Source organism: Streptomyces sp. NPDC037290 (assembly GCF_055603245.1).
In genome coordinates this window covers 901,184-917,442 of the sequence record NZ_JBVJVZ010000001.1, presented here as the reverse complement: position 1 = coordinate 917,442, position 16,259 = coordinate 901,184, and the positions used below count along the sequence as shown (strand labels likewise).

General features: G+C 70.2%; 14 protein-coding genes. All 14 read right to left on the bottom strand.

Annotated features, from left to right (window positions below; all coding sequences use genetic code 11):
* Positions 1 to 54 precede the first annotated feature (54 nt).
* The 14 genes from ACZ7HQ_RS04210 to ACZ7HQ_RS04145 all read right to left on the bottom strand — a co-directional run bounded on the left by ACZ7HQ_RS04210 (position 55) and on the right by ACZ7HQ_RS04145 (position 16,212).
* Positions 55 to 1,179, bottom strand: a complete 1,125-nt coding sequence (locus ACZ7HQ_RS04210; RefSeq protein ID WP_399770003.1) for a DivIVA domain-containing protein — start codon at positions 1,177 to 1,179, stop codon at positions 55 to 57.
* A gap of 55 nt (positions 1,180 to 1,234) precedes the next feature.
* A complete protein-coding gene (locus tag ACZ7HQ_RS04205; protein ID WP_055707297.1) occupies positions 1,235 to 1,522 on the bottom strand; it encodes a YggT family protein in 288 nt (95 codons plus the stop codon).
* A 60-nt stretch (positions 1,523 to 1,582) separates the two neighbouring features.
* Positions 1,583 to 2,224 (bottom strand): cell division protein SepF, encoded by a 642-nt coding sequence (locus ACZ7HQ_RS04200; protein ID WP_031166478.1) that lies wholly within the window; start codon positions 2,222 to 2,224, stop codon positions 1,583 to 1,585.
* Between the two features lie 128 nt (positions 2,225 to 2,352).
* On the bottom strand, positions 2,353 to 3,072 hold the full coding sequence (locus ACZ7HQ_RS04195; protein ID WP_470984369.1) for a YggS family pyridoxal phosphate-dependent enzyme: 720 nt from the start codon (positions 3,070 to 3,072) through the stop codon (positions 2,353 to 2,355).
* 6 nt (positions 3,073 to 3,078) lie between these two features.
* Positions 3,079 to 3,807 carry a peptidoglycan editing factor PgeF gene (pgeF, locus tag ACZ7HQ_RS04190; protein ID WP_470984367.1) on the bottom strand — a complete coding sequence of 243 codons (729 nt, stop codon included), beginning with the start codon at positions 3,805 to 3,807 and terminating at the stop codon, positions 3,079 to 3,081.
* Positions 3,804 to 5,012, bottom strand: a complete 1,209-nt coding sequence (ftsZ, locus tag ACZ7HQ_RS04185; RefSeq protein ID WP_470984365.1) for a cell division protein FtsZ — start codon at positions 5,010 to 5,012, stop codon at positions 3,804 to 3,806. Before ftsZ ends, pgeF begins: the two co-directional genes overlap by 4 nt.
* A gap of 279 nt (positions 5,013 to 5,291) precedes the next feature.
* Positions 5,292 to 6,086 (bottom strand): cell division protein FtsQ/DivIB, encoded by a 795-nt coding sequence (locus tag ACZ7HQ_RS04180; RefSeq protein ID WP_470984363.1) that lies wholly within the window; start codon positions 6,084 to 6,086, stop codon positions 5,292 to 5,294.
* Positions 6,087 to 6,112: 26 nt separating this feature from the next.
* Positions 6,113 to 7,201: an undecaprenyldiphospho-muramoylpentapeptide beta-N-acetylglucosaminyltransferase gene (murG, locus tag ACZ7HQ_RS04175; RefSeq protein ID WP_470984362.1), complete on the bottom strand. Its 1,089-nt coding sequence runs from the start codon at positions 7,199 to 7,201 to the stop codon at positions 6,113 to 6,115.
* A gap of 6 nt (positions 7,202 to 7,207) precedes the next feature.
* On the bottom strand, positions 7,208 to 8,569 hold the full coding sequence (ftsW, locus tag ACZ7HQ_RS04170) for a putative lipid II flippase FtsW (protein WP_470984359.1): 1,362 nt from the start codon (positions 8,567 to 8,569) through the stop codon (positions 7,208 to 7,210).
* A 68-nt stretch (positions 8,570 to 8,637) separates the two neighbouring features.
* A complete protein-coding gene (gene murD, locus ACZ7HQ_RS04165; RefSeq protein WP_470984358.1) occupies positions 8,638 to 10,074 on the bottom strand; it encodes a UDP-N-acetylmuramoyl-L-alanine--D-glutamate ligase in 1,437 nt (478 codons plus the stop codon).
* Positions 10,056 to 11,129 carry a phospho-N-acetylmuramoyl-pentapeptide-transferase gene (mraY, locus tag ACZ7HQ_RS04160; RefSeq protein ID WP_360088147.1) on the bottom strand — a complete coding sequence of 358 codons (1,074 nt, stop codon included), beginning with the start codon at positions 11,127 to 11,129 and terminating at the stop codon, positions 10,056 to 10,058. The genes murD and mraY overlap by 19 nt, the downstream gene beginning before the upstream one ends.
* Complete coding sequence (locus ACZ7HQ_RS04155; protein WP_470984356.1) at positions 11,126 to 12,532, bottom strand: UDP-N-acetylmuramoyl-tripeptide--D-alanyl-D-alanine ligase; 1,407 nt, start codon at positions 12,530 to 12,532, stop codon at positions 11,126 to 11,128. Before ACZ7HQ_RS04155 ends, mraY begins: the two co-directional genes overlap by 4 nt.
* A gap of 28 nt (positions 12,533 to 12,560) precedes the next feature.
* Positions 12,561 to 14,081 carry a UDP-N-acetylmuramoyl-L-alanyl-D-glutamate--2,6-diaminopimelate ligase gene (locus ACZ7HQ_RS04150; protein WP_470984354.1) on the bottom strand — a complete coding sequence of 507 codons (1,521 nt, stop codon included), beginning with the start codon at positions 14,079 to 14,081 and terminating at the stop codon, positions 12,561 to 12,563.
* A 166-nt stretch (positions 14,082 to 14,247) separates the two neighbouring features.
* Positions 14,248 to 16,212 carry a peptidoglycan D,D-transpeptidase FtsI family protein gene (locus ACZ7HQ_RS04145; protein WP_470984352.1) on the bottom strand — a complete coding sequence of 655 codons (1,965 nt, stop codon included), beginning with the start codon at positions 16,210 to 16,212 and terminating at the stop codon, positions 14,248 to 14,250.
* Positions 16,213 to 16,259 lie beyond the last annotated feature (47 nt).

The window sequence follows — 16,259 nt, the reverse complement described above, 5'->3', positions numbered from 1 at the left end:
GGGGCCCGCCCTATGGAGCGCTGCCGACGCCGTTGTCGTACTAGTGCCCGGTGCTCAGTTGTCGTCCTCGTCGATCAGGAACCCGCGCATCGGCGAGGGTGCCTGGCCCATCGGGGACGGGCCCTGCGGACGGACCGGGGCCATCGGCTGGGTCATGGCCGGGGTCATCTGCTGCTGGCCGCCGTAGGACGGGGCGGACGGGGCGGGGTTGCCGCCCATCGTCTGGTTGCCCCCGTACGACGGGGCGCTCGCGCCGGCCGGAGCCATGGAGGGCGCCGGGGACGGCGGCAGCGACGCGGTGGCCGGGGTGCGCGGCGGGGCCAGGGAGTCGTCGGCCTGGGTCTCCAGCTGACGCAGCTGGGACTCGAGGTACGACTTCAGACGCGTGCGGTACTCGCGTTCGAAGCCGCGCAGGTCCTCGACCTTGCGCTCCAGCGTGGCGCGGGCGGACTCCAGGGAGCCCATCGCGACGCGGTGCTTCTCCTGCGCGTCCCGCTCCAGGGCGTCGGCCTTGGCACGGGCGTCACGCTCCAGACCCTCGGCGCGGCTGCGGGCCTCGCCGACGATCTTGTTGGCCTCGGAGCGGGCCTCGGCGATCGCCTGGTCGGCGGTCTGCTGGGCCAGCGAGAGGACTCGGGCGGCGCTGTCGCCACCAGGGCCCTGACCGGGGCCGCCCATCGGACCGCCCATGGGGCCGCCCATCGGACCACCCATCTGCTGCTGCATGGGCGGCTGACCACCCATCGGGCCCTGACCCATCGGACCCTGGCCCATCGGACCGGGACCCTGAGGGCCGCCCTGGCCGCCGGGACCGGCGGGCAGCTGCGGGGCACCGCTCGGCAGCTGGGGCGGGCCACCCATGGGGCCACCCATCTGCTGCTGCGGCGGGCCCGATATGCCGGCGGGCACCGGCGCGCCGGGACCTCGCATGCCCTGCTGCTGCGGGTGCTGCTGCTGGTCCTGCTCCGGCGGGCCCTTGCGCATGTTCTGCTGGTTCTGCGCGGCCGCACGGGTCGCCGCGGCCAGCTTGGCGCGCAGGTCCTCGTTCTCGCGGAGCAGACGGGTCAGTTCGGCTTCGACCTCATCGAGGAAGGCATCGACCTCGTCCTCGTCATAGCCTTCTCGGAGGCGGACGGTCGTGAACTGCTTGTTCCGCACGTCCTCGGGGGTCAACGGCATCTCTTCACCTCAACGTAGTCATCGGCAGTCGGCAAGACCGTATCGTCCACCCTCATCACATGAAGCTCCCCGTGATGGAGAGGAGGATGTAGACGATGATCATCAGCACGAAGAAGGACAGGTCGAGCGCCACGCCCCCGAGACGCAGCGGCGGGATGAACCGCCGCAGAAGCTTCAGCGGTGGATCGGTGACAGTGTAGGTGGCCTCCAGTACGACCACCATCGCCTTGCCGGGTTGCCACGAGCGGGCGAACTGGAACACGTAATCCATGACCAGCCGGAAGATGAGCACGGCGAGGAACACCAGCAGCGCGGTGTGGACCACCGTGACGAACACGCTCATCGCCTGCGCTTCCCTCTCCCCTGTTCCGTGCTCTTCCGAGCTTCGATCTGGTTGTGCGTCTCAGCTCTGGTTGAAGAACCCGCCCTCTGCGATGCGGGCCTTGTCCTCCGCCGTGACATCGACGTTAGCAGGAGACAACAGGAACACCTTCTGCGTCACCCGCTCGATGCTGCCGTGAAGACCAAACACCAAACCGGCCGCAAAGTCGACAAGTCGCTTCGCGTCTGTGTCATCCATCTCAGTCAGATTCATGATCACCGGGGTGCCCTCACGGAAGTGTTCCCCGATGGTACGGGCTTCGTTGTAGGTCCGCGGGTGAAGCGTAGTGATCCGGTAAGGCTCTCGTTCCGACACGACCTTGGGCATGATCACCGGCGCGTTCTTCTCCAGGGACTGACGTTCTTGTGTGATGGACGCCACGGGCGCGATCCGCGCCGGACGTCCGGATTCCGCGGCGAGCGCCGTTGAACGGGCCACCGATTCGCGCGGCGCGGGCGGTTGCACGATTCGCACCTCTTCGTCCCTTTGGGACTGATGTGCGCTGTGCGCTTGGTGTGAAGATTCATGCCGTCGGTGGTCCCGCTCGGGCTCGGGGTCCAACTCGGGCTCGAAATCGTCGTCGGGGTCGAATCCGCGGCCGTCGTACCCATCGTCCTCCACGAGGCCGAGGTAGACCGCCATCTTGCGCATCGCGCCGGCCATGCTCTGAGTCCTCCGCTCTGTGGTGGATCGGCTGACGACTGCCAAGTGCCCGCGATCCACGTGGTCGTTGTGCCCGCCTTCGCAGGTACTGACCATATTTTCTGCTGTGGTCCGACTTCCTGGCGACGTTACCCGAGCCTGGGGCGGACTCCGAGTACCGCAGTGCCGACGCGCACATGTGTCGCTCCGGCGGCCACGGCCTGTTCGAGGTCCGCGCTCATCCCTGCCGACACCATGGTTGCAGCCGGATGAGCGCGGCGCAGGTCAGTCGACAAATCCATGAGCCGCCCGAACGCCGCCTGTTCGCGTCCCGCGTATTCACCGGTGAGCGGAGCGACGGTCATCAGCCCGTCGAGCCGCAGCCCCGGCGCCTCGCCGACGAGGTCGGCCAACTCTTCGATTCCGTCCGGCGCGATGCCGCCGCGCTCCCCCCGGCCGCTCGCGCCCGCGTCCAGCGCGACCTGGATCAGGCAGCCCACCTCACGCTCCGCCCGCACCGCCTCCTTGGACAGCGCGGTGACGAGCCGGGCACGGTCGACGGACTGCACGACATCGGCGTAACCGACCACCGAACGCACCTTGTTGGTCTGCAACTGGCCGACAAAATGCCATGTGAGCGGCAAATCCGAGCATGCGGCGGCCTTCGGTGCCGCGTCCTGGTCACGGTTCTCGGCGACCTGACGCACACCGAGTTCCGACAGGATCCGCACATCACTCGCCGGGTAGGTCTTGGTGACCACGATCAGGGTCACCTCTTCCCGCTTGCGCCCCGCCGCCACACACGCGGCGGTGATGCGCTCCTCCACTTTCGCCAGATTTGCGGCGAGTTCGGTCTTACGGTCCGTCATGCCCCATCAGTCCAGCCACACATAGCTCGCGAGCCGCCCCGTCGTGCGGTCACGGCGGTACGAGAAGTGGTCGCCCGACTCCAGCGTGCACACCGGCGACTGCGCCCGGTCGCGCACCCCGAGCCGGTCGAGCTGCGCGTGCACCCCGGCGCTCACGTCGACCGCCGGCGTGCCCCAGCTCGTTTCAGCGTGCGCCGCCGGCTCGACGGCTGCCACTTCGGCGCGCATCCGCTCCGGCACCTCGTAGCACCGCCCGCAGACGGCCGGTCCGGTGCGGGCGGTGATCCGGCCCGGCTCGGCGCCGAGTTCGACCATGGCCCGTACGGCGGCGGGGACGACCCCCGCGACCATGCCGGGCCGGCCGGCGTGGGCGGCCGCCGCGACCCCGGCGACGGGGTCGGCCAGCAGCACCGGCACGCAGTCGGCGGTGAGGACGGCGAGGGCGAGGCCGCGGCGGGCGGTGACGATCGCGTCGACCTCCGGCGCCGGCCGGTCGCCCCAGGGCTCGTCCACCACGACCGCGTCGGCGCCGTGCACCTGGTTCATCCAGACGACCAGGTGCGGGTCGAGGCCGAGCGACTTGGCGGCGATGTCCCGGTTGGCCCGTACGGCCTCCGGTCCGTCGCCGACCGCGCCGCCCAGATTCAGCTCCTCATACGGAGCGGCGCTCACCCCGCCCCACCGGTCGGTGAAGGCGAAGTGCGCGCCGCTCACGCTCTCGCGCTGTCCTATCACTTGAGGAAGTCCGGGACGTCCAGTTCCTCGGCCGCGCTGTCCGAGTACGCCCGGGGCGCCGGCGTCACCGGCGGGGTGACCGGGATGTCGGGCACCGGCTCCGGCGCCGGCTCCGGCTCCTCCTTCGGCGTCACGCTGCCGAGCGAGCCGAAGGCCGGCCGGCTGGGCTCGGCCGGCCGCGCCGGGGCGGGCTCCTCGCGACGCGGGGCCGTCGAGGACGAGGCCGAGCCGAGGACGTTGTCCCGGCGGGCCGGAGGCTGGCCGCCGTCGAAGCCGGCCGCGATCACGGTGACCCGCACCTCGTCGCCGAGGGCGTCGTCGATGACCGCGCCGAAGATGATGTTGGCCTCGGGGTGTGCGGCCTCGCTGACCAGCTGGGCGGCCTCGTTGATCTCGAAGAGGCCCAGGTCGGAGCCGCCGGAGATGGAGAGCAGCACGCCGCGGGCGCCGTCGATGGACGCCTCGAGCAGCGGCGAGGAGATCGCCATCTCGGCGGCGGCCACGGCGCGGTCGTCGCCGCGGGCCGAGCCGATGCCCATGAGGGCCGAACCGGCCTCGGACATGACCGACTTCACATCGGCGAAGTCGAGGTTGATCAGGCCAGGGGTGGTGATGAGGTCGGTGATGCCCTGGACACCGGAGAGCAGGACCTGGTCCGCGGACTTGAAGGCGTCCAGGACCGATACCTGGCGGTCCGAGATGGACAGCAGCCGGTCGTTGGGGATCACGATGAGGGTGTCGACCTCTTCGCGCAGCTCGGCGATGCCGTCCTCGGCCTGGTTCGCGCGACGCCGTCCCTCGAAGGTGAACGGGCGCGTGACCACGCCGATGGTCAGGGCGCCCAGCGAGCGTGCGATGTTGGCCACGACGGGTGCGCCGCCGGTGCCGGTGCCGCCGCCTTCACCGGCCGTCACGAAGACCATGTCGGCCCCCTTGAGGACCTCCTCGATCTCCTCGCGGTGGTCCTCGGCGGCCTTGCGGCCGACGGCCGGGTTGGCTCCGGCGCCGAGTCCGCGGGTGAGTTCGCGGCCGACGTCGAGCTTGACGTCGGCGTCGCTCATCAACAGCGCCTGTGCATCGGTGTTGATGGCGATGAACTCGACACCCTTGAGACCGACCTCGATCATCCGGTTGATGGCATTGACACCACCGCCGCCGACACCGATGACCTTGATGACTGCGAGGTAGTTCTGCGGTGCTGCCACGTCGAAGGCCTCTCGCCTCGAATTACGTTGTCGCCGCCGTGCGGTGCCCCGCGCCGGGACGACGGATGCCGAATGGGACGGTCCGTAGCGCCGACCCGAACCCTAACGCTGAAGTTTAGGGTTACCAGTGTGTCTGTTCCCTGGAGTCTTCTGAACAGGACACTAAGTCGACAAGTGGCGCCCGTTCAACGAACACGCCGAACCTCCCGTTTTTCTTTTCACCCTATGTGATCAGCCGTAGCAGTGCCCAACCAGGGTGCTGGCCTGCGCTGATGTGCGTCAACTCCCCGATGACGCAGGCGCGGTGGGAACGCTGACATCGAAGTGCCGCGCGCGGGGAGCTGCTTTCATGAGAGCTGTGAGGGTCCGTGCCTTGGCGCGGCCGTTCTCGCCGCTGCCCCACCCCACCGTGCGGCCGTCGGCCAACTGCAGCGAGATGTCGTCATAGGAGCGGACTTGGACGGTCCGGGCCTGTTTCGCAACGGCGGCCGGGAGGGCGCCGGTCACCCGGACCGCCTCGCGCACCAGCCGGTCGGTGCCGAAACGCCGGAAGCTGGCGGCGCCGGGACCCGTGCGGGAAGCGGACAATTCCAGCATCGGAACGGCGTTCGGCGCCCGCGAAACGGTAGCGAAACGGACACCTTCGTCATCGACTTCGACGAAGTTCCCGCCCTTTCGGAGCAGCAGAACCGGAGTGCGCTCAGTCACTTTCAGTCCGATTCCACGGGGCCAGGAACGGACCACGTCGACCGTGTCGATCCGGGGCAGTTTCCGGCGCAGTCGGGCTTCGATGCCCTCGGTGTCGACGGAAATCATCGGCGCCCCGACGGGTACGGCCGCCGCGTCGCGCACCTCGGCGGGGGTCAGCACGCCGGTGCCGGACACCGAGACGTGGTCAACGCGCAGCCATGAAGAGCCGTACAACACCCAGGTCGCACCGGCGCCGAGAAGCACGACGGCCAGAGCCAGAATGACGATCGTACGAAGGCGCAGTCTTCCCAGCCGGCGGGCGGACGGCGGGCCGGACGACTCCTGCTGGCGTTCACCGCGCTCGGCGGTCGTCGGTCCGGCCACGCTCACTGCCCTTTCGTCATACGGTCCTATCGGCGCGAGGCAATCGCCTCGTACACCATGCCGGCGAGCAGCTCGTCGGCGTCCCGGCGGCCGAACTCGCTTGCCGCGCGGGACATCTCGTACAGCCGGTGCGGGTCGGCGAGCACGGGCAGGACGTTCTGCTGCACCCACTCGGGCGTGAGTTCCGCGTCGTCGACGAGGAGTCCGCCGCCGGCCTTCACCACCGGCTGGGCGTTGAGCCGCTGTTCGCCGTTGCCGATGGGCAGCGGGACATAGGCGGCCGGGAGCCCGACGGCGGAGAGTTCGGCGACGGTCATCGCGCCCGCACGGCAGAGCATCATGTCGGCCGCGGCGTACGCGAGGTCCATCCGGTCCAGGTAACTTACCGGGACATAGGGCGGCATTCCCGGCATCTGATGCACCTGCGGCAGTTCGTTCTTCGGGCCGACCGCGTGCAGGATCTGGATGCCGGCCTGCTGGAGCCAGGGCGCGACCTGCTGGACGACCTCGTTGAGGCGCCGGGCGCCCTGGGAGCCGCCCGAGACGAGCAGCGTGGGCAGGTTCGGGTCGAGACCGAAGCGGTGCCGGCCCTCGGGGCGGGCGGCGGCCCGGTCCAGGGTGGCGATGGAGCGGCGCAGCGGGATGCCGATGTAGCGGGCGTCACGCAGCTTGCTGTCCGGGGTGGAGACGGCGACCCGGGCGGCGTACCGGGAGCCGATCTTGTTGGCCAGGCCCGGCCGGGCGTTGGCCTCGTGGATCACGATGGGCACCCCGAGCCGCTTGGCGGCCAGGTAGCCGGGCAGGGCGACGTAACCGCCGAAACCGACCACGACGTCCGCCTTGGTGCGTTCCAGGATCTGCTCGGCGGCCTTGATCGTGCCGCGCAGCCGGCCCGGGACGGTGATCAGCTCGGGGGTTGGCTTGCGGGGCAGCGGCACCGCCGGGATGAGCGCCAGCTCGTAGCCGCGCTCCGGGACCAGCCGGGTCTCCAGGCCGCGCTCCGTGCCCAGGGCCGTGATCCCCACGGTCGGGTCCTGCCTGCGCAGGGCGTCCGCGAGGGCGAGCGCGGGCTCGATGTGGCCCGCGGTGCCCCCGCCGGCGAGTACGACATGCACCGAAATTCACCGCTCTCCGGACGAACGCGCCGCCGAGGCACGCCGTCGCATCGTGTTCCATCTCCGAGGCGCCCGGCCAAAACCGGAGCCTCCCGCCCGCTTTCTACCAAAGCGAGGTTGCCGCATCGCAAGCGCCGCCCGCGCAGCGGGCTCGTCGCGCGCGAAGGCGATCAGCAGCCCGATGGCGAACATGGTCGGCAGCAGGGCGGACCCTCCGTAGGAGAACAGCGGGAGGGGGACGCCGGCGATCGGCAGCAGACCGAGCACCGCACCGATGTTGATCACCGCCTGGGCGGTGATCCAGGTGGTCACGCCTCCCGCGGCGTACCTCACGAAGGGGTCCTCCGTGCGTCCGGCCACGCGGATACCCGCATAGCCTAGAGCCGCGAACAGGGCGAGCACCGACAGTGTCCCCGCCAGGCCCAGTTCCTCACCGGTGACGGCGAAGATGAAGTCGGTGTGGGCTTCGGGGAGTTGGCCCCATTTTTCCACACTCGCGCCGAGCCCGGAGCCGAAGAGTCCGCCGGAGGCGAGGGCGTAGATGCCGTGCACGGCCTGCCAGCAGTCGGCGGCGCCCGCCTTGGGCTCGGTGGCGCCGATGCAGGAGAGCCGGGCCATCCGGTTGGGGCTGGTCTTGATGAGGACGAACCCGATCAGGGCGGCGATCTGCAGCACCACGGCGAACAGCCGCGTCGGCGCCCCGGCGAGCCACAGCAGGCCGAACAGGATGGCCGTGAGGATGATCGCGGTGCCCATGTCACCGCCGAGCATGATCAGCCCGAGCAGCAGGAAGGCGACCGGCACCAGCGGCACCAGCATGTGCTTCCACTGGTTGAGCAGCTTCTTCTCCTGCTTGCGCGCGATCAGGTCGGCACCCCACAGCACCAGGGCCAGCTTGCCGAACTCGCTCGGCTGGATCTGGAAGGAGCCGCCGAGGGCGATCCAGTTCTGGTTGCCGTTGACCGCCACTCCTATCCCCGGCACCTGCACCAGGGCCATCAGGAAGACGGCACCGGCCAGGATCGGGTAGGCCAGCGCCCGGTGCAGCTTCACCGGCATGCGGGAAGCGGCGAACAGCAGTACGCCGCCCATCACAGCGGCCAGCAGCTGCTTGCGGAAGAAGTACGACCCCGGCAGCGACATCTGCAGCGCGGTGATCTGGGAGGCCGAGTAGACCATCACCAGGCCCAGCACGATGATGAGCACGCTGCCGCCGAGGATCAGGTAGTAGGCGGTCAGCGGACGGTCCCAGGCCTTCCGCGCGCGCGTGTACAGCCGTAGTGCGGGGTTGTCGCCCGAGGGCCGGGGAAGGGTGGGGCGCCCGGACGCCCGCTGCACGGGTGGCCGGCCGGTACGGCTACTGGGCATCGGCGCCTCCACTGAACGTCGACCGTCCCACGCGTCCCTCCCAAGATCCGCCCGGCAGGCGGCCGGGGTCAGGCTTCGAGTTCGCGGACCGCCGCCGCGAACGCGTCACCGCGCTGGTTGTAGTTGGTGAACATGTCCATGGAGGCGCAGGCCGGGGCCAGCAGCACCGTGTCACCGGGCTGCGCGAGCCGCTTCGCTTCCGTCACCGCCGTGAGCATCGCCCCAGTGTCGGTCCGGTCGAGGTCCACGACGGGTACTTCCGGGGCGTGTCGCGCGAGGGCCTCGCGGATCAGGGCACGATCGGCACCGATCAGAACGGCCCCGCGAAGTCGCTTCGCCGACTTGGCGACCAGCTCGTCGAAGGTCGCACCCTTCGCCAGACCCCCGGCAATCCATACAATCGACTCATATGACGCCAACGACGCTTCCGCGGCATGCGTGTTGGTCGCCTTGGAGTCGTCCACGTACGCCACCGCGTCGATGTCGGCGACGTGCGCGATGCGGTGGGCGTCCGGCTGGAAGGCCCTGAGACCCTCGCGTACGGCCACTGCGGGCACCCCGAAGGCGCGCGCGAGGGCTGCCGCGGCAAGGGCGTTGGCGATGTTGTGCGGGGCCGGCGGGTTGACGTCGGAGACCTCGGCCAGCTCCTGCGCCTTCTTCTGCCGGTTCTCCACGAAGGCGCGGTCGACCAGGATGCCGTCCACGACGCCCAGTTGGGAGGGCGCGGGCGCACCGAGGGTGAACCCGATGGCCCGGCAGCCCTCCTCGACGTCGGCCTCGCGCACCAGGTCCTCGGTGGCCTTGTCCTCGACGTTGTACACGCAGGCGACCCGATTGCCCTCGTAGATGCGGCCCTTGTCGCGGGCGTAGGCCTCCATGGAGCCGTGCCAGTCCAGGTGGTCGGGCGCGAGGTTGAGGACCGCGGCAGAATCGGCCCGCAGGGAGGGCGCCCAGTGGAGCTGGTAGCTGGACAGCTCCACGGCGAGTACGTCGTACCGCTCCTCGCCGAGGACCGCGTCCAGCAGGGAGACGCCGATGTTGCCGACGGCGGCCGTGCGCAGGCCGGCCGCCCTCAGGATCGACGCGAGCATCTGCACGGTCGTGGTCTTGCCGTTGGTGCCCGTGACGGCCAGCCAGGGGGCGGCGTCAGGGCCGCGCAGGCGCCAGGCCAGCTCGACGTCGCCCCAGACCGGCACGCCTGCCTTCTCCGCCGCCAGGAACAGCGGCTTGTCGGGCTTCCAGCCGGGCGCGGTGACGATCAGCTCGGTGCCCTCCGGCAGGGTCGCGCCGTCGCCGAGGCGCACGGTGATGCCGAGCGCCTGGAGTTCGGCGGCCTGCTCACGCGCGCGTGCGTCGTCGCCGTCGTTGACGACCGTGACGACCGCCCCGCGCGCGTGCAGCACTCTCGCCGCCGGGACGCCGGATACACCGAGCCCGGCGACGGTGACGTGCTTGCCCTGGAAGTCGAAGAGCTCCGAGGTGGAGGTCACTTGTCCGCTGCCCATCCTGCATAGAAGAGGCCCAGTCCGACAATCACACAGATGCCCTGAATGATCCAGAAGCGGACCACCACCAGGACTTCGGACCAGCCCTTGAGTTCGAAGTGGTGCTGGAGTGGCGCCATCCGGAAGACGCGCTTGCCGGTGAGCCGGAAGGAGCCGACCTGGATGACGACCGACATGGTGATGAGGACGAACAGGCCGCCCATGATGGCCACCAGCAGCTCCGTGCGGGAGAGGATGGCCAGGCCCGTGAGGACGCCGCCGAGGGCGAGCGAACCGGTGTCGCCCATGAAGATCTTGGCCGGCGAGGTGTTCCACCACAGGAAGCCCAGGCAGGCTCCCATCAGCGCGGAGGCGATGACGGCGAGGTCGAGCGGGTCGCGCACCTCGTAGCAGGCGGCCGGGTTGGTCAGCGTCTGCGCGTTGGCGCAGGACTCCTGGAACTGCCAGACGCCGATGAACGTGTAGGCGCCGAAGACGAGCACGGAGGCGCCGGTGGCGAGGCCGTCCAGACCGTCGGTGAGGTTCACGCCGTTCGACATCGCGAGGATCATGAACAGCGCCCAGACGACGAACAGCACCGGGCCGATCGTCCAGCCGAAGTCGGTGATGAAGGACAGCTTGGTGGAGGCCGGGGTGTTGCCGCGCGCGTCGGCGAACATCAGGGACAGCACGGCGAAGGAGATGCCGACGATCAGCTGGCCGGCCATCTTCGCCTTGGCCCGCAGACCCAGCGAACGCCGCTTGACGATCTTGATGTAGTCGTCGAGGAAGCCGACCAGGCCCATGCCGAACATCAGCCCGAGGACCAGCAGCCCGGAGTAGGTGGGCGGGTAACCGGTGATGAGCTTGCTCAGGAAGTACGCCGCGATCGTCGCCAGGATGAAGGCGATACCGCCCATGGTCGGCGTACCGCGCTTGCTGGCGTGCTCGCGCGGGCCGTCGTCACGGATGTACTGGCCGTAGCCCTTGCGGGCGAGGAGCTTGATCAGCAGCGGGGTGCCGATCAGCGTCAGGAAGAGGCCAATGACTCCTGAGAACAGGATCTGCTTCATCATCGGGCGGCAACCTCACCCTCGGCACCGGTCTCGACGAGCGCCTGGGCAACGCTCTCCAGACCCACCGAACGGGACGCCTTCACGAGTACGACGTCCCCCGGGCGCAACTCGCTGCGCAACAGGTCGACCGCCGCCTGTGCGTCGGACACGTGCACCGACTCCTCACCCCACGAACCCTCGTTATATGCGCCCAGTTGCAGCCAGGAGGCCTCAATCCCCCCGACGGCGACGAGCTTGCTGACGTTGAGCCGGACGGCGAGCCGTCCGACGGCGTCGTGCTCGGCGAGCGCCTCGTCCCCCAGCTCGGCCATCTGGCCGAGCACCGCCCACGTGCGGCGCCCCTTGCCCATGGCCGCGAGCGCCCTCAGGGCGGCCCGCATGGACTCGGGGTTGGCGTTGTAGGCGTCGTTGACGATGGTCACGCCGTCCGGGCGCTCGGTGACCTCCATGCGCCAGCGGGAGAGGGAGCCCGCCTCGGAGAGCGCGGTGGCGATCTCTTCCGCGGACATGCCCAGCTCATGGGCGACGGCGGCCGCGGCGAGCGCGTTCGACACGTGGTGCTCACCGTACAGGCGCATGGTCACATCGCATGCACCGGAGGGTGTGAGAAGCCTGAAGGAGGGCTGTCCGCTGTCCGTGAGTCGTACGTTCTCGGCGCGTACGTCCGCTTCGGTCGACTCTCCGAAAAGGACCACCTTCGCCTTGGTACGCGAGGCCATGGCCCTGACCAGCGGGTCGTCGGCGTTGAGGATCGCCGCCCCGTCCTCCGGGAGCCCTTCGACGAGCTCGCCCTTGGCCTCGGCGATCTGCTCCCGGCCGCCGAACTCGCCGATGTGGGCGGTGCCGACGTTGAGGACCAGGCCGATCTTCGGCGGGGTGAGGCCGGTGAGGTAGCGGATGTGCCCGACGCCGCGCGCGCCCATCTCCAGCACGAGGAACCGCGTCTCCTCGGTGGCGGACAGGGCGGTCAGCGGCAGCCCGATCTCGTTGTTGAACGAGCCGGGCGTGAACACGGTCGGCGCCTTGCGCTGGAGCACCTGCGCGATCAGGTCCTTGGTGCTGGTCTTGCCCGCCGAGCCGGTCAGGGCGACGAGGGTCGCGCCGAGCCGCCTGACGACGTGCCGGGCTAGGGCGCCGAGGGCCGTCTGGACGTCCTCGACGACGATCGCGGGCACGCCGACCGGGCGCGACGCCAGTACGGCGACCGCGCCCGCCTCGACGACCTGCGCCGCGAAGTCGTGGCCGTCCACGCGCTCGCCGACGAAGGCGGCGAACAGGCTGCCGGGCTCCACCTCTCGGGAGTCCCGGACGACCGGTCCCGTGACCTGCGTGGACGGATCCGGTATGTCGTGCGTCTGCCCGCCGACGACTGCTGCGATCTCGGCGAGGGAGAGGGCGATCACAAGTTCATCCCCTGGGTCTTCTGGATTTTCATCCCTGGGTCTTCTGGATGGCTTCGCGGAGCACCTGGCGGTCGTCAAAGGGACGGACCACGCCGGCGATGTCCTGGCCCTGCTCGTGGCCCTTGCCCGCGACCAGCACGGTGTCGCCGGCCTGGGCGCGGCCCACGGCGGCGGCGATCGCAGCGGCCCGGTCCTCGAAGAGGAGCACCTCGCCGCGCTCGTGCGCGGGCACGGAGGCCGCGCCCTGGAGCATGGTCGCGAGGATCGCGAGGGGGTCCTCGGAGCGGGGGTTGTCGGAGGTCAGTACGGCCGTGTCGCTGAGCCGGGCCGCGGCCGCGCCCATCGGGGCACGCTTGGTCCGGTCGCGGTCGCCGCCGCAGCCGAGGACCACGTGCAGCCTGCCCTTGGTGACCTTGCGCAGCGCCTTGAGCACCGACTCGACCGCGTCGGTCTTGTGGGCGTAGTCGACGACCGCGAGGTAGGGCTGCCCGGCGTCCACGCGCTCCAGGCGGCCGGGGACGCCCGGTACGGCGGCGATGCCGTCGGCGGCGGCCTGCGGGTCGAGGCCGGCGGCGGCGAGGGCGACGATGGCGGCGAGGGTGTTCGCCACGTTGAAGGGGCCCGGCAGCGGGGACTTGGCGTGGACGCGCTCGCCGTTCGGACCGACGACCGTGAACGTCGAGTCCATGGGGCCGACCTGGACGTGTTCGGCGCGCCAGTCGGCGTCGGGGTGGCCCTCGGCGGAGAAGGTGACGACCGGGACGGTCGCCTCCTCGGCGAGCCGGCGGCCGTACTCGTCGTCGGCGTTGATCACGCCGAGCCGGCTGCGGTCCGGCGTGAAGAGCTGTGCCTTGGCCCGGAAGTAGTCCTCCATGTCGGAGTGGAACTCCATGTGTTCCGGGCTGAGGTTGGTGAAGACGGCGATGTCGAAGACGCAGCCGTCGACCCGGCCGAGGACCAGGGCGTGGCTGGAGACCTCCATGGCGACCGCCTGGACGCCGCGCTCGCGCATGACGGCGAACAGGGCCTGCAGGTCGGTGGCTTCGGGGGTGGTGCGTTCGGACTTGATGCGCTCGTCTCCGATGCGCATCTCGACCGTGCCGACGAGACCGGTGGACTTCGCGGTCCGCAGACCGCCCTCGACCAGATAGGCCGTGGTGGTCTTGCCGGAGGTGCCGGTGATGCCGATCTGGAGCAGGTCGCGGCCCGGGTGGCCGTAGATGGTGGCCGCGAGTTCGCCCATCCTCGCGCGCGGGTCGTCCACCACGAGGACCGGCAGTCCGGTGGCGGCGGCACGCTCGGCGCCCGTCGGGTCGGTGAGCACGGCGACCGCGCCCAGCCCGGCGGCCTGGGTGACGAAGTCGGCGCCGTGCAGACGGGCACCCGGGAGGGCGGCGTACAGGTCGCCGGGGCGCACGGCGCGCGAGTCGTGGGTGATGCCCGTGACCTCGGCGGCGGCGTCCGGGACGGCGGCACCCAGCTGATCGGCCAGTTCCGCGAGGGGTGTGGCGGAGACCTCGACCGGTCGCGGCGGTCCCGGATATGTCACGGAAGCGCCCTTCTGGGTGGTTTGGGACTGATCAGCGTGTGGCACGGCGGTGAGCGTACCCGGCGCACCCGCTCCGGAGCGAAGTGAGGGGCGCACGGCGCCTTGGTTCCCGGGTTCCGGGGTGATCGTTGTCACGGGCTGGTTCCTGGTGTTTCCGAGGTGCTGATCAGGGCTTGTAGTCGACGGGCAGGTTGGCGGGCTGCGCGCCGGTCGGCGGCACCTGCAGGGTCTTCAGCGCGAACTCCATCACCTGTTTGTAGATGGGACCGCAGATCTGGCCGCCGTAGTAGCTGCCGGAGGTGGCGTTCTGGATGGCGCAGTAGACGGTGATGCGGGGGTTGTCCGCGGGCGCGAAACCGGCGAACGACGAGGTGTATCCGTGGTACCTGCCGGTGGCCGGATCCACACGGTTGGCCGTGCCGGTCTTGCCCGCGACCCGGTAGCCGGGGATGCGGGCCCTGATGCCGGTGCCCTGTTCGTCGTCCACGACGGACTCCAGCATCTGGGCGACGGACGTGGCGGTCTTCTGGCTGACGACCCGTGTCTGCTTCGGCTTCGGTGCGGGGGTGAAGCGGCCGTCGGGGCCCTTGGTGCCGCGCACCAGGGTCGGCTCGATCCGGACCCCGCCGTTGGCGATGGTCGAGTAGACGGACGCGGCCTGCAGGGCGTTGAGGGAGAAGCCCTGGCCGAAAGGAATCGTGTACTGCTGCGAGGTGGACCACTTCTGGTACGGCGCGAGGATGCCGGGGGTCTCGCCGGGGAAGCCGAGCCCGGTGTAGCTGCCGATGCCGAACTTGCGCAGGTAGGAGTAGAGGACCTTGTTCGCCTCGGCCTGCGTCCTGCCGAGCTGGCCGGTGGCCAGGATGGTGCCGATGTTGCTGGACTTGGCGAGGACGCCGTTGAGGGTGAGGTACCAGGTGTCGTGGTCGACGTCGTCCGAGAAGAGCCGGTCGCCGCGGTGCAGCCGGTTGGGTACGACGACGTGGGTGAGCGGGGTCGCGGCGTTCTCCTGCAGCACGGCCGCCATGGACATGATCTTGGCGGTCGAGCCCGGCTCGTAGGCGTCCTGGACGGCGGCGTTGCCCATGGCCTCCGCGTCCGCCTTGGACAGGTTGTTCGGGTCGAAGCCGGGTGCGTTGGCCATGGCCAGGATCTCGCCGGTGCGGGTGTCCTGGACGACGACGTACCCGCGGTCCGCCCTGGACTTCCTCACCTGTTCGGTGATGGCGGTCTGCGCGGCCCACTGGATGTCGCGGTCGATGGTCAGCTCGACGTCGGAGCCGGGCACGGCGGGGGTCTCGTTGGACCCGACGGTGGGCACCTCACGTCCGCCGGACTGGGCATAACGGATCTTGCCGTCCTTGCCCGCCATCTGCTTGTTCAGCTCCTGCTCGATACCGCCGCCGCCCTGGCCGTCGGCGTTGACCCAGCCCAGTATCCCGGCGGCGAGGTCGCCGTTGGGGTACACGCGCTGACTGCTGGGGTCGGCGAAGACGCCGGCCAGCACGTTGGCGGTGTTGTGGTCCGTCTCGGCCTTCTTGGCGAGCGCGTTCCTCAGGTCCTTGATCTGCTTCCAGACCTGCGGGGTCTGCCTGGTGGCGAGCCGGGTGTACCGGGAGTTCGGGTTCTCGGGCCGCAGCTTCTTCACGAGCTCGTCCTGGCTCTGCCCGAGGATCGGCGAGAGCAGCGCGGCGGCCTGCTCGGGCCCGTCGCCGATCTTCAGCTGCTTCCTGGTGAACATCGTGGGGTCGGCCGTGATGTCGTAGGCGTCCTCGCTGATGGCGAGGGCCACACCGTTGCGGTCGGTGATCCCGCCGCGTGCGGCGACCAGCGTGTGCGCGACATACCGGTTCTGCTCGGCCCGCGCGGCGTAGGCGCTGGCGTCGACGGCCTGCACCTGGAGCAGCCGTACGACGAAGGCGAGCAGGACCAGGGTCAGGGCGAGACTGACCATGCGCAGCCGGGGCCGCGCGCTGCCGAGCCGGAGGGGGCGCTGGGCCGGCGGCCGTGCGCCGCTCGGCCGCCGGGCGGGACGCGCGCCGGGCCCGGGCTGCCGCCGCACGGCACTCCTCGGCCGCGGCGGCTTGGCCGGCCCGGGCACACGACGGCGTGGCGCTTCCCTGTCGGACACTTCCGTCACCTGCCGGGGGTCGGGGTAGGAATGGGCTGGCAATGCGA

Excerpts from the sequence above, each read along its gene's own strand:
- murD (WP_470984358.1), bottom strand. The coding sequence starts at position 10,074 with ATGGGCAGCGGACAAGTGACCTCCACCTCGGAGCTCTTCGACTTCCAG.
- ftsW (WP_470984359.1), bottom strand. The coding sequence starts at position 8,569 with ATGCCCAGTAGCCGTACCGGCCGGCCACCCGTGCAGCGGGCGTCCGGG.
- ACZ7HQ_RS04195 (WP_470984369.1), bottom strand. The coding sequence starts at position 3,072 with ATGACGGACCGTAAGACCGAACTCGCCGCAAATCTGGCGAAAGTGGAG.
- ACZ7HQ_RS04205 (WP_055707297.1), bottom strand. The coding sequence starts at position 1,522 with ATGAGCGTGTTCGTCACGGTGGTCCACACCGCGCTGCTGGTGTTCCTC.
- ACZ7HQ_RS04210 (WP_399770003.1), bottom strand. The coding sequence starts at position 1,179 with ATGCCGTTGACCCCCGAGGACGTGCGGAACAAGCAGTTCACGACCGTC.
- ACZ7HQ_RS04200 (WP_031166478.1), bottom strand. The coding sequence starts at position 2,224 with ATGGCCGGCGCGATGCGCAAGATGGCGGTCTACCTCGGCCTCGTGGAG.
- mraY (WP_360088147.1), bottom strand. The coding sequence starts at position 11,129 with ATGATGAAGCAGATCCTGTTCTCAGGAGTCATTGGCCTCTTCCTGACG.